This is a genomic window from Bradyrhizobium sp. sGM-13 (genome assembly GCF_018398875.1).
GTDB lineage: Bacteria > Pseudomonadota > Alphaproteobacteria > Rhizobiales > Xanthobacteraceae > Bradyrhizobium.
On record NZ_JAGWDK010000008.1, the window covers coordinates 137,313 to 154,738 of the forward strand.

General features: G+C 56.7%; 12 protein-coding genes. 4 read left to right on the plus strand and 8 right to left on the minus strand.

The features are described 5' to 3' along the window. Positions 1-37: 37 nt before the first annotated feature. The 7 genes from KJQ96_RS14370 to KJQ96_RS14400 all read right to left on the minus strand — a co-directional run bounded on the left by KJQ96_RS14370 (position 38) and on the right by KJQ96_RS14400 (position 8,563). Positions 38-1,147 carry a DegT/DnrJ/EryC1/StrS aminotransferase family protein gene (locus KJQ96_RS14370; RefSeq protein ID WP_213287234.1) on the minus strand — a complete coding sequence of 370 codons (1,110 nt, stop codon included), beginning with the start codon at positions 1,145-1,147 and terminating at the stop codon, positions 38-40. Between the two features lie 135 nt (positions 1,148-1,282). Beyond that, the gene (locus KJQ96_RS14375; RefSeq protein ID WP_213287235.1) at positions 1,283-1,777 is read right to left on the minus strand and encodes an acyltransferase; all 495 of its coding nucleotides are present in this window, start codon (positions 1,775-1,777) and stop codon (positions 1,283-1,285) included. Positions 1,778-1,815: 38 nt separating this feature from the next. Next, on the minus strand, positions 1,816-3,333 hold the full coding sequence (locus tag KJQ96_RS14380; protein ID WP_213287236.1) for an oligosaccharide flippase family protein: 1,518 nt from the start codon (positions 3,331-3,333) through the stop codon (positions 1,816-1,818). 3 nt (positions 3,334-3,336) lie between these two features. Continuing rightward, positions 3,337-4,398, minus strand: coding sequence for a Gfo/Idh/MocA family protein (locus tag KJQ96_RS14385; RefSeq protein ID WP_213287237.1), 1,062 nt, complete (start codon positions 4,396-4,398; stop codon positions 3,337-3,339). 247 nt (positions 4,399-4,645) lie between these two features. After that, positions 4,646-5,962, minus strand: a complete 1,317-nt coding sequence (locus tag KJQ96_RS14390) for an HlyD family type I secretion periplasmic adaptor subunit (RefSeq protein WP_213287238.1) — start codon at positions 5,960-5,962, stop codon at positions 4,646-4,648. A 104-nt stretch (positions 5,963-6,066) separates the two neighbouring features. Continuing rightward, the gene (locus KJQ96_RS14395; RefSeq protein ID WP_213287366.1) at positions 6,067-8,274 is read right to left on the minus strand and encodes a peptidase domain-containing ABC transporter; all 2,208 of its coding nucleotides are present in this window, start codon (positions 8,272-8,274) and stop codon (positions 6,067-6,069) included. Then, complete coding sequence (locus tag KJQ96_RS14400; RefSeq protein ID WP_065746225.1) at positions 8,252-8,563, minus strand: hypothetical protein; 312 nt, start codon at positions 8,561-8,563, stop codon at positions 8,252-8,254. Before KJQ96_RS14400 ends, KJQ96_RS14395 begins: the two co-directional genes overlap by 23 nt. Before the next feature lie 971 nt (positions 8,564-9,534). On the opposite strand from KJQ96_RS14400, the gene KJQ96_RS14405 reads away from it, so the two are divergent. From KJQ96_RS14405 to KJQ96_RS14415, 3 genes are all read left to right on the plus strand, one after another. Then, positions 9,535-11,871 carry an AAA family ATPase gene (locus tag KJQ96_RS14405; protein ID WP_213287239.1) on the plus strand — a complete coding sequence of 779 codons (2,337 nt, stop codon included), beginning with the start codon at positions 9,535-9,537 and terminating at the stop codon, positions 11,869-11,871. 224 nt (positions 11,872-12,095) lie between these two features. After that, positions 12,096-13,292, plus strand: a complete 1,197-nt coding sequence (locus KJQ96_RS14410; RefSeq protein ID WP_213287240.1) for a polysaccharide biosynthesis/export family protein — start codon at positions 12,096-12,098, stop codon at positions 13,290-13,292. 446 nt (positions 13,293-13,738) lie between these two features. After that, entirely contained in the window at positions 13,739-15,217 is a 1,479-nt protein-coding gene (locus KJQ96_RS14415; protein ID WP_213287241.1) for an undecaprenyl-phosphate glucose phosphotransferase, read from the plus strand. A gap of 413 nt (positions 15,218-15,630) precedes the next feature. Here KJQ96_RS14415 and KJQ96_RS14420 read toward each other — a convergent pair whose 3' ends face one another. Further along, positions 15,631-15,993, minus strand: a complete 363-nt coding sequence (locus KJQ96_RS14420) for an H-NS family nucleoid-associated regulatory protein (RefSeq protein WP_213287242.1) — start codon at positions 15,991-15,993, stop codon at positions 15,631-15,633. 704 nt (positions 15,994-16,697) lie between these two features. Here KJQ96_RS14420 and KJQ96_RS14425 point away from each other — a divergent pair. Next, entirely contained in the window at positions 16,698-17,069 is a 372-nt protein-coding gene (locus tag KJQ96_RS14425) for an H-NS family nucleoid-associated regulatory protein (RefSeq protein ID WP_213287243.1), read from the plus strand. Positions 17,070-17,426: the final 357 nt, after the last annotated feature.

A 17,426-nucleotide genomic window follows, 5' to 3' on the forward strand; every position in this document is an offset into this window, starting at 1 on the left:
AGCAGACGTGCACGACATGTGCTTTGACCGAGATGCCTTAGACAGCCTCAACGAGTACCGCCTTCTGCAGCTGAGCCACGACCTCTCCCACCTGGTCCGGCCGCAACTCCGGATAGATCGGTAGCGAAAGGAATTCGTTCGCCAGCCGCTCAGTGACGGGAAAATCGCCTGCGCGATAGTCAAGACTCGCGTAGGCTTTCTGCAAATGAACTGGGACCGGATAGTGAATGCCCACACCAATTCCGCCTTCCTGCAGCAGCTTCAACGTCTCGTCACGCCGGGGAAGCCTCACCGCATACACGTGGTAGACATGCCGGCTGTGGGTCGGCGCTTGGGGGCGTTCGAAAGGAAGCTTCTCCAGCAGGGAATCATATTGCGTTGCCACCGTCCGGCGCCCCTCGGTCCAGGATTCGAGGTGGTCCATCTTGACGTTAAGCACGGCGCCCTGAATGCCGTCCATGCGGAAATTGTAGCCGGCGACAACATGATTGTATTTGGATTCCTGGCCCCAATCCCGGAGCAGCGAAATTCGTCGTGCGAGGTCCGGGCTGTTGGTAACCACCGCTCCGCCCTCGCCGTACGCGCCCAAATTCTTGCCCGGATAGAAGCTGAAGCAGCCGAGATCGCCGATGGATCCGGCGCGCCGGCCCTTGTACTCCGCACCGTGGGCCTGCGCCGCGTCCTCGATGACGACGAGTCCATGGCGGCGAGCGATCTCCATGATCGGATCCATGTTCGCCATTAGCCCGTGCAAATGCACAGGCAGGATTGCCTTGGTTCGCGGCGTGATCGCGGCCTCTATCAAGGCCGGGTTCATTGTCCAGGAGTCAGGATCGACGTCGACGAAGACCGGCGTGGCACCGCTGTACAGGATTGCTGCGGTCGTGGCGACGAACGTCATCGATACGGTGATCACCTCATCGCCCGGCCCGACGTTGGCCGCGAGCAGCGCAAGGTGCAACGCCGACGTGCCGCTATTGACGGCTCGGCAGTGATCAACATTGCAATACGCTGCAAAGCGATCCTCAAAGGCCGCTACTTCCGGTCCCAGAACAAATTGGGCGCTGTCGATGACCCGCGCAACCGCGGCATCAACCTGTGGCTTGATCTGGCGATATTGAGCCTTCAGATCCAGAAAAGGTATCAAGTGATTTGTCCTCTCCGGGCCACTCGCCCGGGACCCATTAAATACATTAAACGATTATTTTCAACACAATTAAATCACGTAAGCAGCGCAATGAAAATAGTATGCAACTAAATTTGAGCTGAATTTAATCCTTGATTAATGGTGAGCAGTCTCCACCGCGACGTGGCGCGATTCTCGAACCTGCGCGGGCACCCCGGCAACAATCGCCTGCGGTGCAACGTCCCTCGTCACCACCGCGCCGGCACCCACGATAGCCCCGGCGCCGATCGTGACACCGCAAAGAATGGTAGCGTTGGAGCCGATGGATGCCCCGCGGCCGATGTGGGTTCGCTCGACCTTCCAGTCGGCCGGCCCCTGCAGCTTGCCGTCCGCAGTGGTTGCCCTCGGGTATTTGTCATTGGTGAACATCACGCCATGCCCGATGAAAACCTCGTCCTCGATGGTCACGCCTTCACAGATGAAACTGTGCGAAGATATCTTACAGCGCGCGCCGATTTTCGCGCCAATCTGGATTTCGACGAAAGTTCCTATCCTTGTGTCGTCTCCGACCGAGCAGCCGTAGAGATTGACGAGATCGGGATGGAATATTCGGACGTCGCGACCGAGCTGCACGTCCTTCGCTATGGGCATCTGCAATCTCCAAGCTCTTCAACAACATTGCAACAGTCTCACAGACGCCGCGGCCTAAGCCACGGCGCAATCACGATCAGACCACTTGCCGCTCGATGAAGGTGATGCAGCAACGGATGTCCGGTGAGCATCAGCCCGAGCCACCAGCAGAGGGCGGCGACACCGCCCGCAGCGACCAGGCCAACGAAGGATGGTACGATCCTCGCTTCAATGAGCGCCGCGCAGACCATCACCCCTGAAGCGGTGATAGCCGTCACAACGGCGCTTTTCAGCAAAGCACGAGAGAGCTGTTTCGGTTGAAAAGTAAGCCGTCGACCGATGAAATACAAAGCCACCGCAGCCTGGAACGGCAGGGTCAACAATGCTGATGCGGCCACGGCCTGGGCCCCAAAGAAAGCCGCGCACAGAATGACGAGAAACGAGGGCGGCAGGGAGATCAACGACGAAGTTAGCGCGTCGCGCACGCTGCCGGTAGCCACCAGTGTAGGATAGCTCAAACAGGCGGCGAACAGAGCCAAATTCGCGACGCAGAGAAAGCGAACCAGAGGCACGATTTCTAGCCAGTTCTGACCAAGCAGGATCAGAATGATCGGATGTGCCATGATCGCGACGAAGAGCAGAAAGGGCCATTGTACAACCGAAAGCAGCTCAATCGCCTCAAGATAAGCGCTCCTCAAACTCGATGTATCTTTGCTCCTCGAGACAAGTGCGGGCATGATGATGGGATTCAAGACCTGCACAACGAGCCTGTCGAAAACCTGAGTTATGTTCGTGGCACGGCTATACAAACCGACGGAGGCAAAGTCGAGAATCTTCGCCAAGAAGAGCTGCGGCGACAGGTTGTACAGCACGTTGATGACGCTTACGCCGCTGGAATACAGGCCGAAGCCCACGACATCGCGGAACTGTGCAACTGAAGGCATGAACGCGCCGAAATCGCGATGCTGCCTCAGCAACATGATAGTCAAGACCACGTTGCCCGCAACGCCGCCCCAGACCGGCGCCATAAAGCCGAAGCTCATCATTGCAAGTACGATGGAGACCGTGGCGCCCACGACGCCGGATGCAAGATTGCAAATGGCGAGCTTTCCAAACTCCATATCACGGCGAAACAGACCGGTAATCGTTCCAGAGAATGGTACAAGCAGGAAGCTCAGCGCCGAGACAGCGATCCCTTTCCGCAAACTTTCCTGCTCGAACAGCTGCGCCAGAACGTCCGAAAGTGCGAACAGCGCCAGCCCGATAAGTGCCGAAATGCCAAACGTGACCGTAAAAGCAGTCTGCACATTGGCACGCGACAACTCGCGCTTCTGAATCAGGTAATTGACACCTCCGAACTCCTGGAAGGATGCGGCAACGACTGCCGTCACAGCATTGACGACCGCATAGATACCGAACTCAGCGGGCGTCAACAGACGTGCCAGCACGACAGTAGTGACCAAGAACAGCACAAGATTGCCGTATCGTTCGATCGCAGAAAAGAAGATCGAACGGTGCACGGAACGTTGCGAACCCGCCACGCTGCTCGACGGATCGGGCTGATCGAGGTCGCTCATGTATCAGGCCATGGCTCTGATCGGCCTTACGGGGCTTCTCCTTCCCGTCAGCGGAACGGGACGGCCCTGATCGGCTATCGACCGTGACGCCGCCTCGAGAATTTCGACCACACGCAAGCCCGACATGCCGCCGGAGATTGGCGGCGATCCTTTACGCACGCAGTCGATAAAATGCTCGATCTCGGTCTGCAGTGCCTCCTTCGCGGAGATATGAGGCGCCCACATGTCACCGGCACGATATCCGATCCGAAATTGATGGGAATTTTCGGACGGCCCGCTGAGCGTAATGCCCTTGTCATAGACCTTGACCTTCTCGCTCGGCTCAAGATCGTCATAAACAATCATCTTCTTGCTGCCGCCCACGAAGGTTTGACGGACCTTGATGGGGGAGAGCCAGTTAACGCTCACATGAGCCACACACTTGCTATCGAAAAACAGCGTGATATGGGCCATGTTTTCCGGTGTGCCGGTCACATGGCACGACCCGGTCGCCGAGACAGCCACAGGATCCTCATTCAGAATATATTGAATGATGGATAGATCATGGACCGCCAGATCCCAAATGACGTTCACATCGCTTTGAAACAGGCCAAGGCTTGAGCGCGTACTGTCGTAATAATAGATATCGCCGAGTTCGTCCTTTTGCACGAGCTCGCGTATCTTCTGAACCGCCGGCGTATAGAGAAAGGTGTGGTCGACCATCAGCGTCAGCCCGCGGCGATCAGCCTCATCGATCAGGCGGCGCACCAAATCCGCGCTTGGCGCTAGCGGCTTCTCCACCAGAACATGCTTGCCGGCCCTGAGAGCCGAAAGTGCCAATTCGTAGTGTGTTCGCACTGGCGTAGCGATGGCGATTGCATCGATGCTCGGATCCTTGAGCAGGTCCTCGTAGCAGCCAGTGGTGGCCACCCCCGGATAGAGGCGCTCGCTCGCCGCGCGCTTCTCCGGATCAAAGTCGGCGACGCCGACGAGGCGAGCGGATCGGTTACTGACGAAGTTGCGTACAAGATTCGGCCCCCAATAGCCGTATCCAACGACGCCTATACCAATGCGGCTATCTTGCATGAGCTATCCTCGATTCCCTTACTTTCCCTGCCTTGCTCCGGCTCGCGGCGCCGCAGTGGGGCCCGTCGAGATGGTAGATTTGCGACCAGCGACCGCGCTCAGGCAGCCAGCATTGCCGAAGGCCTCTCAGCGCATAGTTCACCAAGATCGAATTTCGTGACGGCTCACTCGCGGCAGCACCCACCGCCAGTCGAAGGCCAACATTTGAACTTGTCTTCATGCAATGACTGCCATGCTATGATTGCGTTCAATATTCGCGGATGCTTTCGTCCAATCCACGCAGCAATGGATAGAGGAAGTAAGAGATCACGCTACGTTGCCCGACCTTCATTTCCGCCGTAACGGCCATGCCGGGGATGAGCTGCGTACGGGCGGAGGGCAGCCGAAGTTGCACGTCGGACAAATCGATCAGTACGCGGTAATAGGGAACTGTCGTGCGGCGCGCAGCTTCGGCTTTAGGATCTGGCACAAATGAATCTTGGCTGATGACGCGGACCGTCCCTGTTCCCGTCCCGTATTTCTGGAACGGGAAAGGCTCGAACTTGATCCGCACCGGCTGGCCGATTGATACCTGCCCGACATCCCTGCCCTCAACGTTGACCTCCGCCTGAAGCGGTACATCCCGCGGGACGAGCACGAAAAGCGTTTCCGCCTCGCGCACGACCGAACCGATCGTACGGCTGGCGATCTCGAGCACGATGGCGTCTGCCGGGGCCCTCAATACGATTAGTTGTCTGCGCAGTTCGACCTTCTTTAGCTCTTCCGATGCGCTGTCTCGCTTGGTCAGCGCCTCGACCAGGTCCTGGTACGCCGTGCGGCGAAAATCCTCGGCGAACACTTTCTGATCGGCTCGTGCTTTGTCGACCCGGTGGGTGTAATCGGCGATATTGCCGCGAACACGAGCCAGATTGCTTTCGACGTCGAGTCGGGCATCGCGGGAAAGCAGGAAATTCAACTTCGATCCGACTTCCTTGTCCATCAACGTGCTGCGCATTGACTCGATCGACCGCATGTTATCAAGCCGCTGCACCAGGACCGCTTCTTCGTTCTGCGCTGTCTTCAAATTGGCCTGAGCAGAAGCGATCTGCGCATCGAAATTCTGCATCTGCGCTTCGCGCGCCGACTTCCTTTGGAGGAACATCTTGTGCTGCAGGACAGAATCGGCATCGCCGAAATCGGCCACGACATAATCGGATCCAGCCAACTCAGCTTTCAGACGAGCAATCGATGCATCGAAAGCAGCAACCCTGTTTCGCAACTGGTCGTGATCCGCCTGCGAGAAGGTCGGATCGAGCGTCGCCAGCAGGTCGCCGCGGTTTACCCGATCACCAGCCTTGACATGGATCTCGCGGATAACCGAGGTCTCAAGCGGCTGCACCACGAGGTTCGGGCGCATGGTAACCAGCTTGCCCTGGGCCGTTACAATCATGTCGACCTGTGACACCGTGGCCCAGGTAACCGCAGCTACAATCAGTGCAAGGATACAATAGAGCGTGAGGCGAGCGAACCGCGGCGGCGATCGTTGCTCTACCTCGATCGCATCGGACTGGAATTCGGCAATCACGCGCGGTTGTCGGGAGGCCCTGAACAGCTTTCCCCTGCGCCGCTCAACCTTTCGGGGCTGCGCCAACTGATCCGCTTTCGCAACGGCTCGCGGTTTCTCCGTCCTCATGCGATTTGCTTCGTCTGTTGGTTCCAGAGATGTCGGTAGATCGTGCACTTCGAAAGCAAATGATCGTGACGATCCACGTCAACGATCTGACCACGGTCGATCACCAGGATTTCGTTGGCGTCCGCGAGCATCGACAGCCGATGCGAAACGATAATAACGGTTCGTCCCTCGGCGATCCGTCGCAAATTGCGGCGGATGATCATCTCGCTCTCGGAATCGAGTGCACTGGTCGCCTCATCGAGAATGAGAATACGGGGGTCGGTGATGAGTGCCCGCGCGATCGCGAGACGTTGCTTCTGACCGCCCGACAGGTTTGAACCGTTCTCTTCAATCATCGTATCGAAGCCACGCGGCAAGCGCTCGATGAACTCGTCGGCGCCGGCGAGCTGCGCGGCCCTTACTACTTCGGCAAACGTCGCATCGCGCTTCACGCAGGCGATGTTGTCTCGAACCGTACCTCGAAACAGAAAACTGTCCTGCAGAACTACGCCGAGATTCCGGCGCAGATGCTCGAGCTCGAGCTCCCGGGAATCGTAGCCGTCGATCCGCAGCAAGCCCTGCTGCACCGGATACATTCCAGCAATCAGGCGCGTGAGCGTTGTCTTGCCCGAGCCGCTTCGGCCGACTATTCCGAATACGGAGCCGGGCGCAATCGAGAACGACACGTCATTCAACGCCGGCGCACCTTCGGCGCCGTACCGAAAGGAGACGTTTTCGAACTCGATTTTCCCGGTCAGATCCGGCCGCAATCCGTCGCGGTTGCCGTCCCTTTCCGGCTTTTGGTTCATCACCTCGCCTAGCATTTTAACGGCCAGGGCGACTTCCTGATATTCATGAACCATGGTGACCATTTGAACCAGCGGCCCAGAAACCCGTCCCGCCAGCATATTGAAGGCTACCAGTGCGCCGATGGTCAATTCGCCGCTAAAGACGTCGAGCGCACCCAGGCCAATGATCCCAAGCGTCATCATCTTCTCGAGAAATCCGGTGACCGCCTGGGCGGTCGCCGAAATCTTCTCGACTCCGAAACGCATGGACACCGCTTGTGCACAGCGGTCGTCCCAAGTCTTGCCCTGCAATGGCTCCATGGCCAGTGACTTCACGGTGCGCATGCCGTGTACGGTCTCGACCAGCAGCGCCTGCCGCGCACCCTCCGCTTGGTACAAGTCATAAAGTCGTCGGCGGAATGGCCCCATCAACAAGGCAACAACGAGACCGCTGAGAGCGGTGAAGGCCAGAACGACAGAGGTCAGCTTCAAGCTGTAGAGCGCCAGTACCGGGATGAACACCAATAGCGACAACGCGTCGAGAGTTGTCAGGAAGAGCCGCCCCGTCAGGAATTCACGAATTCGCCCCGCCTGCTGCATATGCTTCACGAGAACGCCGGCCGAAATGTGCTCGAAGAAAGTTACAGGCAGGCCGAGCAGATGGCCGAATGTCTTGGTCGCTATGCGGATGTCGACCTTGTTCGTCGCATAGAGCAGCAGGTAGCGCCGCAGGAAACCGAATATCGCATCGAAAGCCAGCGCAGCGGCGGCGCCGGCCGCCAGTACGTAAAGCGTGGTAAAGCTCTCATGCACCAGGACTTTGTCGATGACTAACTGAAAGAAGATGGGGAGCGCGAGACCAAGCGCGTAAAGCAGCAGGGCACAAATGGCGACATCGGTGAACAGCCGCCACTGACGCAGCAGGTCGGGGACGAACCAGCGAAGCCCGAATTTCTTCCGGCCGTCCGACAATATGTTTTCGCGTTTTATCAGAATGGCGTCCCCCCGCCATCGCGCGCAAAATTGCTCTTGGCCAACGACGAGCGGCTCATTCTGACGCTCGGCAAGCGGGTCAAAAACAACAACCGCCGCGGTGCCATCAGACATCTCCGCAGCGCGAAGAACGACGACCCAATTACCGTTCGAGAGGCGGAGCATAACCGGGTATGCCTGCCCCATCCGGAAGAGAACGCCCCAATCAAGCTGGGTGGCCTGCGCGCGCAGGCCCGCCTCCTTCGCCATCCGAAGCAAGAGGTCCACCGACGTCGGAGTGCCGTCGACCGCATAGCCATGCCGCAGGCGCTCGGCCGGCAGATCGATGCCGTGGTGGGTGGCCACCCTGGCAAGGCAGTCTAGCGCGGTCTGCGGACACGTGTCCTTCGACGCCACTTCCAACGCGCCAGCACTATCGGTTTCAGCGGAAATTGCTTGAGACATTCGGAGACCGTGGGCTATTCGGAGTAGGCTGCCCCGTAGGTGAACCAGCATGTGACGGGTCGGTGCGCCGAACTGCGCCAGCATCGACCAGGCCCTGAAGCGCCTTCTGCATCACCTCGACCGAGTTCGCGAACGACTCCACCGAGAAGATCAGTCTTTGACGGAATACCCGCTTCGGAGCGTTGCTGGCGTCCCGTTCCGTTGGTGAAAGGCTGAACAGGTCAACACGTACGATCGAGCCGCCCACGGTGATTTCGCTAATCCCGTCCGTAAAGAGTTCCGTGTCCATTGTGGTGACTCCTATGCTGCCAATTCTGGCCTGATGATTGGGTCAGCGCCGTAGCTGATCGAATTGAAGCGTCGGTCGCAAACAGCCTCGAACCGCCGCAGATAGGTGCCTGTGTCCGAGGCTAAATCGTAAAGGCGGATCGGAAAGCATTTTGCATCAGCAGCATGGCAACCCGACGGAATAATAATTACATTAATCTGTATTTAATAGAGCCGTCAATTCGATTCTAAAAATTAAATGAAGTATCCTTTATAGGGACGCGATTGGGCTGATTTCAATGAGCGGCGGCGGCGGAGTGCCATTCTGAACGATGGATCCATTTACCATCTGCAGCCGCAAGATAAGGAATAGCGGCGAGCGGCGGTTCCAAAATTAACATCCTGAGCGCCTATCAAGCTTAATCAAGGAGTTTTGTTGCAGGCGATTGGGCTCTCGCTAAGTTGCAGCACATGCCAAAGCGCGATAGGCCGCACATGAAGGATGATCTGACGGTTCGTTACGAGGAAATTCTCCGCCTGCGAGAAGAACTCGAGAGGCTGCTCGCCCGGTCAAAACAACCACATTCCCGGAAAAAATCGAATTCTCGCAAAACCCCTAATCGCTCGCGCGATTGAACCGTCATATTCCCCCGAGCAACGGCTATCCCGCAACCGTGCCGGGCATGTTGCAGCGGAGCTTAGCTTGTCCAAGCAGTGCCGGCCATGTTCATGGATGGTACTTCCGATCCGCGGCAGATGGTCACGCCGCCCGAAATTCAATCTGCCTCACCTCTTTGGTCCATGCCTTTGAGCCACGGCGTATTGGAAGCGTCACATTAACTATCATCATTTAATTTGGACACCAGATTTCTTTCCTGTTATATTTAAATGCCTCAAATCCTCGGCCGGAGGCTTCCACCGGCGTCCGGCCCCACACAATTACCGGTGCGGCCGCCGGGCGGCGAGATCACAGGCGGCGCAGCGAGCACCGAAATGCTTCAAACCAACATGTTACAAGCCGAAAAAACCCGCGGTCCTCAGATCGATGCGAGGTATAGCGATAATGCCGGATCCGGCGGCATGGCCGAGATTGTCAATTTCGCGCTGGGGCTACTGCGACGCCAATACCTTGTGATCATCATCACAGCGGTGTTCGCAATAACGTCCTGCATAATCTATCTGCGGATCACTCCACCGACCTATACCGCACACGTGCAGGTCCTCTTGGCAAACCCCAAGCCAGAGTTCGTACAGCAGCAGTCGATACTTGCAGACCCAACCTTCGACCGCACGCAGGTCGAGACACAGATTCAGCTGGTCAGATCGAGCGCAATCGCGACATCAGTCATCACTCAGCTTAACCTTGTCAACGACCCGGATATCAGCGGTCTCGGCCCCTCGCTGTCCTCGTTGTTGTGGCGTGGGCCACGAACATGGAACTCGACCCTGGAGCAATCTAAAGCAGACACTCCGGCGAGATTGTCCGATGCCGCTATCACTGCATTCCAGGACCGGCTCTCAGCAAGTCGGGTCGGCATGAGCAGCATTCTTGAGATCAGCTTCACTTCGAGCAACCCCGAACGGGCCGCGGAAATCGCAAATGCAGTTGCAAAGACATACATCACGGAACAACTTAATGCGAAATTCGAAGCCAATCGAACTGCAACAACCTGGCTGCAGGACAGGTTGCGCGATCTTGGCGACCAAGCAAGCAATGCTGAACAAGAAGTTAATCGATACAAGTCTCGGAACAACATCGTTTCGTCGGACGGAAAGTCGATCGACGACCAGCAGGTCAGCGATCTCAATAATCGATTGAGCGCCGCTCGGGCTCAGGTGACCGAAAATTCGGCCAGGTTAAACCAGTACGAAAGTATACTGCGCAGCAACCCAGCCAATTTGTCTTCGATTGGCACTCTGGAGGCAGCGGGCTCCGATGTCTTGAGCAATCCGATTATAAACAACCTCCGACAGCAGTATCTCGAGCTGATGAGACGCGAAAATGAGTACGCGGCCAGATTTGGACGTAACCATCAGGCCGTACTCACCATCCGGGATCGCATGCAGAATTTGCGTTCATCGATTCTTGAGGAAGTCAGAAGAGTTGCCGAAACCAGTCGAAACGACCTAGAGGTTGCCAAGCAGCGACAGCAAGATATTGAGAAACAGCTGACCCAAGCCGTGCAGCAATCGCGCGCAACGGGTGCAGCTGAATTGGCCATAAGGGAGCTGGACAGTCGTGCAAAGGGATTGCGCAGCCTATCTGACATTTTCCAGCAGCGCTACGTGGGCTCCAAGCAACAGGAGACTTTTCCCATCACCGAGACGAGGGTGATCCAGCCTGCGTCGCCGCCGCAGAGCAAGAACAAGCCGAAAAGCAAGATGGTCATGGCGATGGGCTTGATTGGCGGCATCGGTTTCGGGGTCATGTTAGGCTTGTTCCGAGAGCTAATGGATCGCGTCTTTCGCACCTCCGCGCAGATTGAAGCTGAACTGGGGCTGCCATGCCTCGCGTTGGTGCCAGGGCTCGTCTTGCCGCAATCGCCAATGCGCAGAGCCAAATCGCGTCCGACCGATGGGGATATGGGGCAGCGAACTATTGCGAGGGATTCGGCTATCCACCGCGCCGTCATCGACAGGCCGCTATCGAGGTTCGCCGAAGCGATACGTTCGATCAAGCTGGCAATCGACCTGAACGCAACCAAGACCTCAAACCAGGTCATTGGCTTCACCTCAGCTCTGCCCAATGAGGGCAAGACAACGATTGCAGCTTCCCTGGCGCAGCTCGTTGGGCACGGTGGAAAGAGCGTCATCATCGTCGACTGCGACCTGAGGAATCCCTCGCTGTCTTCCAGTCTCGCACCACATGCAGCCGCCGGCATAATCGAGGTCACCAATGGCAGTCAATCGATAGAAGAGACCGTTTGGCGGGACCCGACGACGAACCTGGCCTTCTTGCCGGCCGTTCGGCGGAGCGATGTACTGCATAGCAGCGAACTTCTTTCGACCGATGCGATGCACAAGCTCTTCGACCGGTTGCGGGCGAGTTATGACTACGTCATCGTCGATCTTCCGCCCCTGACTCCCCTGGTCGACGTTCGCGCGACAACACAGCTCGTCGACCACTTTATCCTCGTCGTCGAATGGGGACAGACGAAGATCGACGTCGTCAAGCACGCCCTCCACACCGCACCTACCATCCACGACAGCCTGATCGGCACCGTCCTCAACAAAACCGACATCAAAGCAATGGCTCGCTACGACAGCTATCTGCGCGACTACTACAGCGACGACCACTGCGCCCGCTACGGCCTATCCAATTCCGGCTAAGCAGGGATTTGTTATTCAATCTCGGCGATAATTAGTTGTTCGCGCCGGCCCGCAACTGTTGCAGGCCCGCAACACACGGGGACTGCTTTTCAGTTAGATAGACGAACAGGCTGGCTCGATTCGCCGGGCAGTGCCAACGTGCCGCCATTGGTCTCAGTTTGATAGTTGGGGGAACGGCTCTGATCCGGACGCTGCAAATCGGGGCGAGAATCGCGGTCGGCATTATGACCCTGTTCTGTGCCGGATGTATCATCACGCCGGGTAGCGGCCCGTTGGGCGCTGACGTCCAGAGAGCCAAGGAAGGCAGCGAGCCGGCCGCCCTCCCCTACGCGCTGGTCAAGCTGACCCCGGAAGTCGTCAACATTCTTGGAAACCATATACCCAGGCTGTCCACGGCGTTTGCCGCTCAAACGCCGCCGAAAGCATTTCGCTTCGGGATCGGCGACATTGTCAGTGTCACTATTTTTGAGGCCGCAGCCGGCGGTCTTTTCACGTCCGAAGCGGGCGTTCGCGCTGGCAACTTTGTCACTATTCCCAACCAAGCGGTCGACGAACAAGGCAATATCTCGGTTCCATACGCGGGTTCTATTCGGGCCAAGGGCCGCACGCCCTTCGAGATTAGCCAGGAGATCACGGACAAACTCAAGGCTCGCGCCCTTGAACCGCAAGTCGTCGTCAACCTCGCGACGCAAAACACTTCTTTGATCACCGTCCTAGGGGACGTGCGAGCCGCCGGACGTTTTCCAGCCAGTCCCTCTGGTGAACGCGTCCTCGATGCGATCGCACGTGCGGGCGGCCCATCTGCGCAAGGCTACGACACCTGGGTCTCACTCAAACGGATGGGACATCGTGCGAGCGTGCCGTTTGGCGCGCTCATGTATGAGCCCGCCAATGACATTTATGTACTCCCCAACGATGTCATCTACCTATTCAATATGCCGCAGACCTTCGTCGGGTTTGGCGCCGGCGGGACCCAAGGCCTATTCAAGTTCGACGCCTGGCGCCTGTCATTGGCCGAGGCAATCGGAAAACAAGGCGGACTGAATGACTCTCAAGCCGATCCAGCGTCGGTGTATTTATACCGCGGTGAAACGCGAGCGATTGCTAAAGAGATAGGTATCGACGTCACACCGTTTCAGGGCGAGATCATTCCCATCATATTTCACGTGAACCTCCGAGATCCCTCGGGCTATTTCCTTGCCCAGTCATTCCAGATGCGGAACAAGGACGTCATCTACACATCTAACTCGGTTAGCGTGGAGACCACAAAATTCTTGGTCTTCCTGAGAACCATCATGGCGACCGTGAACGACCCGATCATCTACGCAACCAACTTCTTTGCTCTCAAAGCTGCTGCTTCCGGCACCGGAACGACGACGATCATCACAACGCCGCCGCCGATTACCACCACGACCCCATAATCGTTGAGTCCCGGCTGAACAACCGGAACACGCGGCCTGATGCGGCCAATAGATCTGAGTATCGGTGCGGGGTCGCAAGTGACCGTGCCGGCGGCTTCCGCCAAGGAACTGCTCTTCGTTTGGTTGTCCTACTCGCGCCATAGCGGCGCAACATCGCTCAGCCACGCTGCATAACGACTTGCCCCGCGGGCAACCGACGCTGACCGAAGGGCGACCAGTATTTGGGCAGATCGATCCCACGAGGATCATCATCAGCGGCGGGCGACGCGACGCCCCACTACGATTTGCTGCATCGATCATTCCCCGGAGAAACCGGTCCCGCTATAATCAGCGCCCCAAAAAATAACCCGACTCATTTAATTCGACGCGGTTTTTGCTTGATTTATTTAAAGCGTTAATAATAGATTAAACTTATTACAGAAAGCCTCGAACAGTCTGGTTCTGGCATGAACTTTATTAACCGACAGGTTGCAGCCGGCCTCCACGAGGAGATTGCCCTCGAACTGTACAGCCCTCCCTCGGGCGCACAGCGAAAATGGCCAATCCGATATGGGTCCATCGAGTTGGTCGCGATTTGTACCGATCTCGGTACCATCGTCCTCGCAAGCATCGTTTCAGTCTTCTTGTATCGGCTCTGCACTAGCTGGGGCGCGACCGGATTCGCAAACGCCATCGGCTCGGCCATCATAGTATCAGTGATGTTCGTATCGTTGCTAAGGGTGCAGGGTATGTACAATCCACGTGAACTGCTGGTCCTGCGCAGTCAGGCTCGCGCCGTTTGCGGCGCCTTGCTTTTCGCATTTATCGTTCTCGCCGCTGTCGCCGGCTTGCTCAATGTCGGTGACGAATATCCTCGCGGCGCCGGAATGGCCTTTGCGCTTACCAGTCTTGCATCACTCGTTGTCGGACGAGCTCTCATCAAGAGCTTGCTCATGAGAGGCCTCAGCAAAAGGAAATTCGCCGGCGGCAATATCATTCTGATCTCGGATCAACCACAGTCTAGTGACGTGGGACTTTTGCCAACGCTGAACATGCTCGGATTTTGTGTGACCAAGCATTTCAGGTTGCCTTCGCCTCGTTTCGGTTCTGATCACCGCAAGCGGCTTAGCGCCCGCGTAATTGAAAACGCTCGCGGCTCAAACGTCGAGGAAATCATCGTTGAGGCAGACCCGAACCAGTGGTCGGAATTGCGTGCATTTATCGCCGAACTGCGGGTTCTGCCGACTCCTGTCTCCTTTGTACCCGTCGGCGCGCTTTCGGAGATGTTCAGGCGACCCACGCGGGACCTTGGCAGCACGGTATGCGTGGAAATCCAGCGAGGGCCACTTACATTCTTTGAGCGAGCCATCAAGCGGTTTACGGATTTGGTCGGCGCCGGACTTGCCCTGGTTGTTCTGTCGCCGCTGCTTGCTGTAGTTGTATTAGCGATCAAGCTGGACTCGTCTGGTCCGGTCCTTTTCAGGCAGCAACGCTGTGGCTTCAACGGTCGGAGTTTCTCAATCTACAAGTTCCGCACCATGCGCGTGCTGGAGGACGGGCCATCGGTCATCCAGGCGCGGCCGGTCGATAGTCGTGTGACTCGCGTTGGAAAATGGCTGCGTCGGACCAGCATCGATGAGCTACCGCAGCTCATCAATGTGCTCTACGGAAGCATGTCACTTGTCGGGCCGCGGCCGCACGCCATCTCTCAAGACGGCCAGTTTGACAAGGTTGTCCGCAATTATGCCTTCCGGCGACGCGTGAAGCCCGGGTTGACGGGTTGGGCGCAGATACACGGGTGTCGAGGACCCACACCCACCGCCGCCTCCATTGAACGGCGGGTTGAGTACGACCTTTGGTACATCGACAACTGGAGCGCTCGATTGGATCTGGCTATCCTGGTCCGGACACCGATTGAGGTGCTGCGCGGTCGCAACGCCTACTAGGCGCTAGAATTGGCCTGACAGCGAGCAGATTGATCCGAACTGATTCAAGGCGCTCTCAGTGAGACAGCACCTTGTAAGTCAACATAGCCGGCGTAGCGCCAACTCAAGCCCGGGAATTACACGTCAGTATTGTTTCTCTTGGACTAGAGCGTCAGCTATGTGCGCCAGAAGCGCCTGTTCGTCCGTTTGGATCGTTTGGCGAACGCTTTGAGTGCGCGACGTCCTCTTTTCGCCTTGTGGAAGGCCGGGCACCAGCCCATTCAGCTCATTCTCGATTTCTGTCCAATCCCGATTGGTCACCGCTTGCCTCTGCCGCGCATCGATAATGCCTGACGGCAAGTTATCTCAGTTCGCCAGCCGCGCCTCCAACCCATTAATTTTGTGGTTAATAATAAAATACCCCGTCGATCAGCTCACGCTCGCTGACGAGCCTTCGTGCCAGCCTCGCCAATCCGGAAATCTTCGATCTTGCGTCCCGACTTGACTGCCGCAACCAGCCACCTCGGCCGCTTGCCGCGACCCGACCAGGTTTCGGAGGTTTGAGGATTCCGATACTTTGGCAATACCCGGGGATACTTGCGGCGAGGCTTGCGGTCCGGTTGCAAATTTCCCGAATCATCACCGACAATTGTGCCGCGACTAAGCACCGCCAAGCGCTTCTCAAGTTCGCCTTTTTCGGCCCTGATCCGCGCTGACAAAATCCCGCTGATCTCTCCGTGAAGCGCCCAAAGCTCATCCAGAGACCAGGACTCTAAATCGATTTTCTTCGAAGCCATGCCGTCGCTCTTGATTTCCCCTTAGAACATAATGCGATGTCACACCCACGAATAACAATCAAGGGGGATTACAAGGGTTCCACGGGAAATGGATTATTCTGGCGCTCTTCGCGATTGCTTTACACAGAAATCTAGCCGCACGAAATCCTCCGCCTGGGCGGCCCTTTGAACTGCACCGATCAAAAAGCTGCAGTCAAGGACGAGGAGTTCGCCAGCCGTGGTCCTGGCGTGCGCCAAGGCTCGATCGACCCCGCCGATGCTGCGCTTTCCTGCGCGGCCCCTCGCCTCTGTGGCGAAAGAAAAGCGACAGCCGGCATCTGATGACTTCGATATCCTTCAGGACACGCTGCCTAAGTTCAATCTGGTGTCTAAGTTGGCCAACATCACTCGATGCGGCGGACGGTACCATGCAGCGGCCAACCGCATCTTGAAGGCGAGAAAGGGAGGAACCGATAGAATCCATTTGAAAATCCATTTGGGCACCTACGCAAAAACTCTACAGCAAACGACCCTACCCTGCTCAAAACCCCAAATACGCCCTTGCTTTTAACTGAATTAAATTATTTAATTTACAATCAAATAATGTTTAAAAGCCTAAATCTATCGATTCAAACTTCGCACGTATTTGGCGTCATCGCCAGCGATATTTCGAGGATTGGATGCTTCCGTCAAAACCGCAATCTGTTAGCCTTAACGGACCCGCGATGCGCAGGACAGACTTGGAGGCTATGGATTTTGACGAGCTTTGGCTCTTGCATGAGCAGCTCACCAAACTCCTGTCAGAAAAAATCACCACAGAAAAACTTCAGTTGGAGAGGCGGCTGGCGCAATTGAGCCGCGTAGAGCAGATGCGCGACGTTGAGGGCACGCCTGCCAACCGTCCGCGACGCAAATATCCAAAAGTTCAGCCAAAATACCGGAACCCCTCTCAGCCCTCGCAAGTGTGGTCTGGGCGCGGAAAGCAGCCGAGATGGCTGGTCGCCGCCTTAAGCGCCGGACGGAAGTTGGAAGATTTTGTAATAGACAAAAGCGTTAACCTTGCAGACGACGATAGTCACAACGACGAGACCTCTTGAAGCGGGTCGCGGTTAACGCATTCCATTGCATAGGAATTTTGGCCCGCTGCACGCGTGCACTCGAGGTAAGTCACTAAGTTGCTGCGAATACCTGTGACTTCCCCAAGCAATATCCCGTAAAGTTCCACGCATGATGTGAGGGCTGCCGGTGTTGCGTTAGCCTTGGTCACAACGTGAAGCTGCTTGTGAGCCTGTTTTATTGTTTTGAGCGAATCCTGAAGAGTTCTATTGTAGGCTTTGCTTGTAAGATCGTCACCCATAGAAGCCGCCCGTGTATCAGGAAAGCTAGAATTCCCGAGAAGATTAGACGACGGTGGCGGGAAGTAGGTTCAATGTTTCCGTGAAGTTTATGCCTTG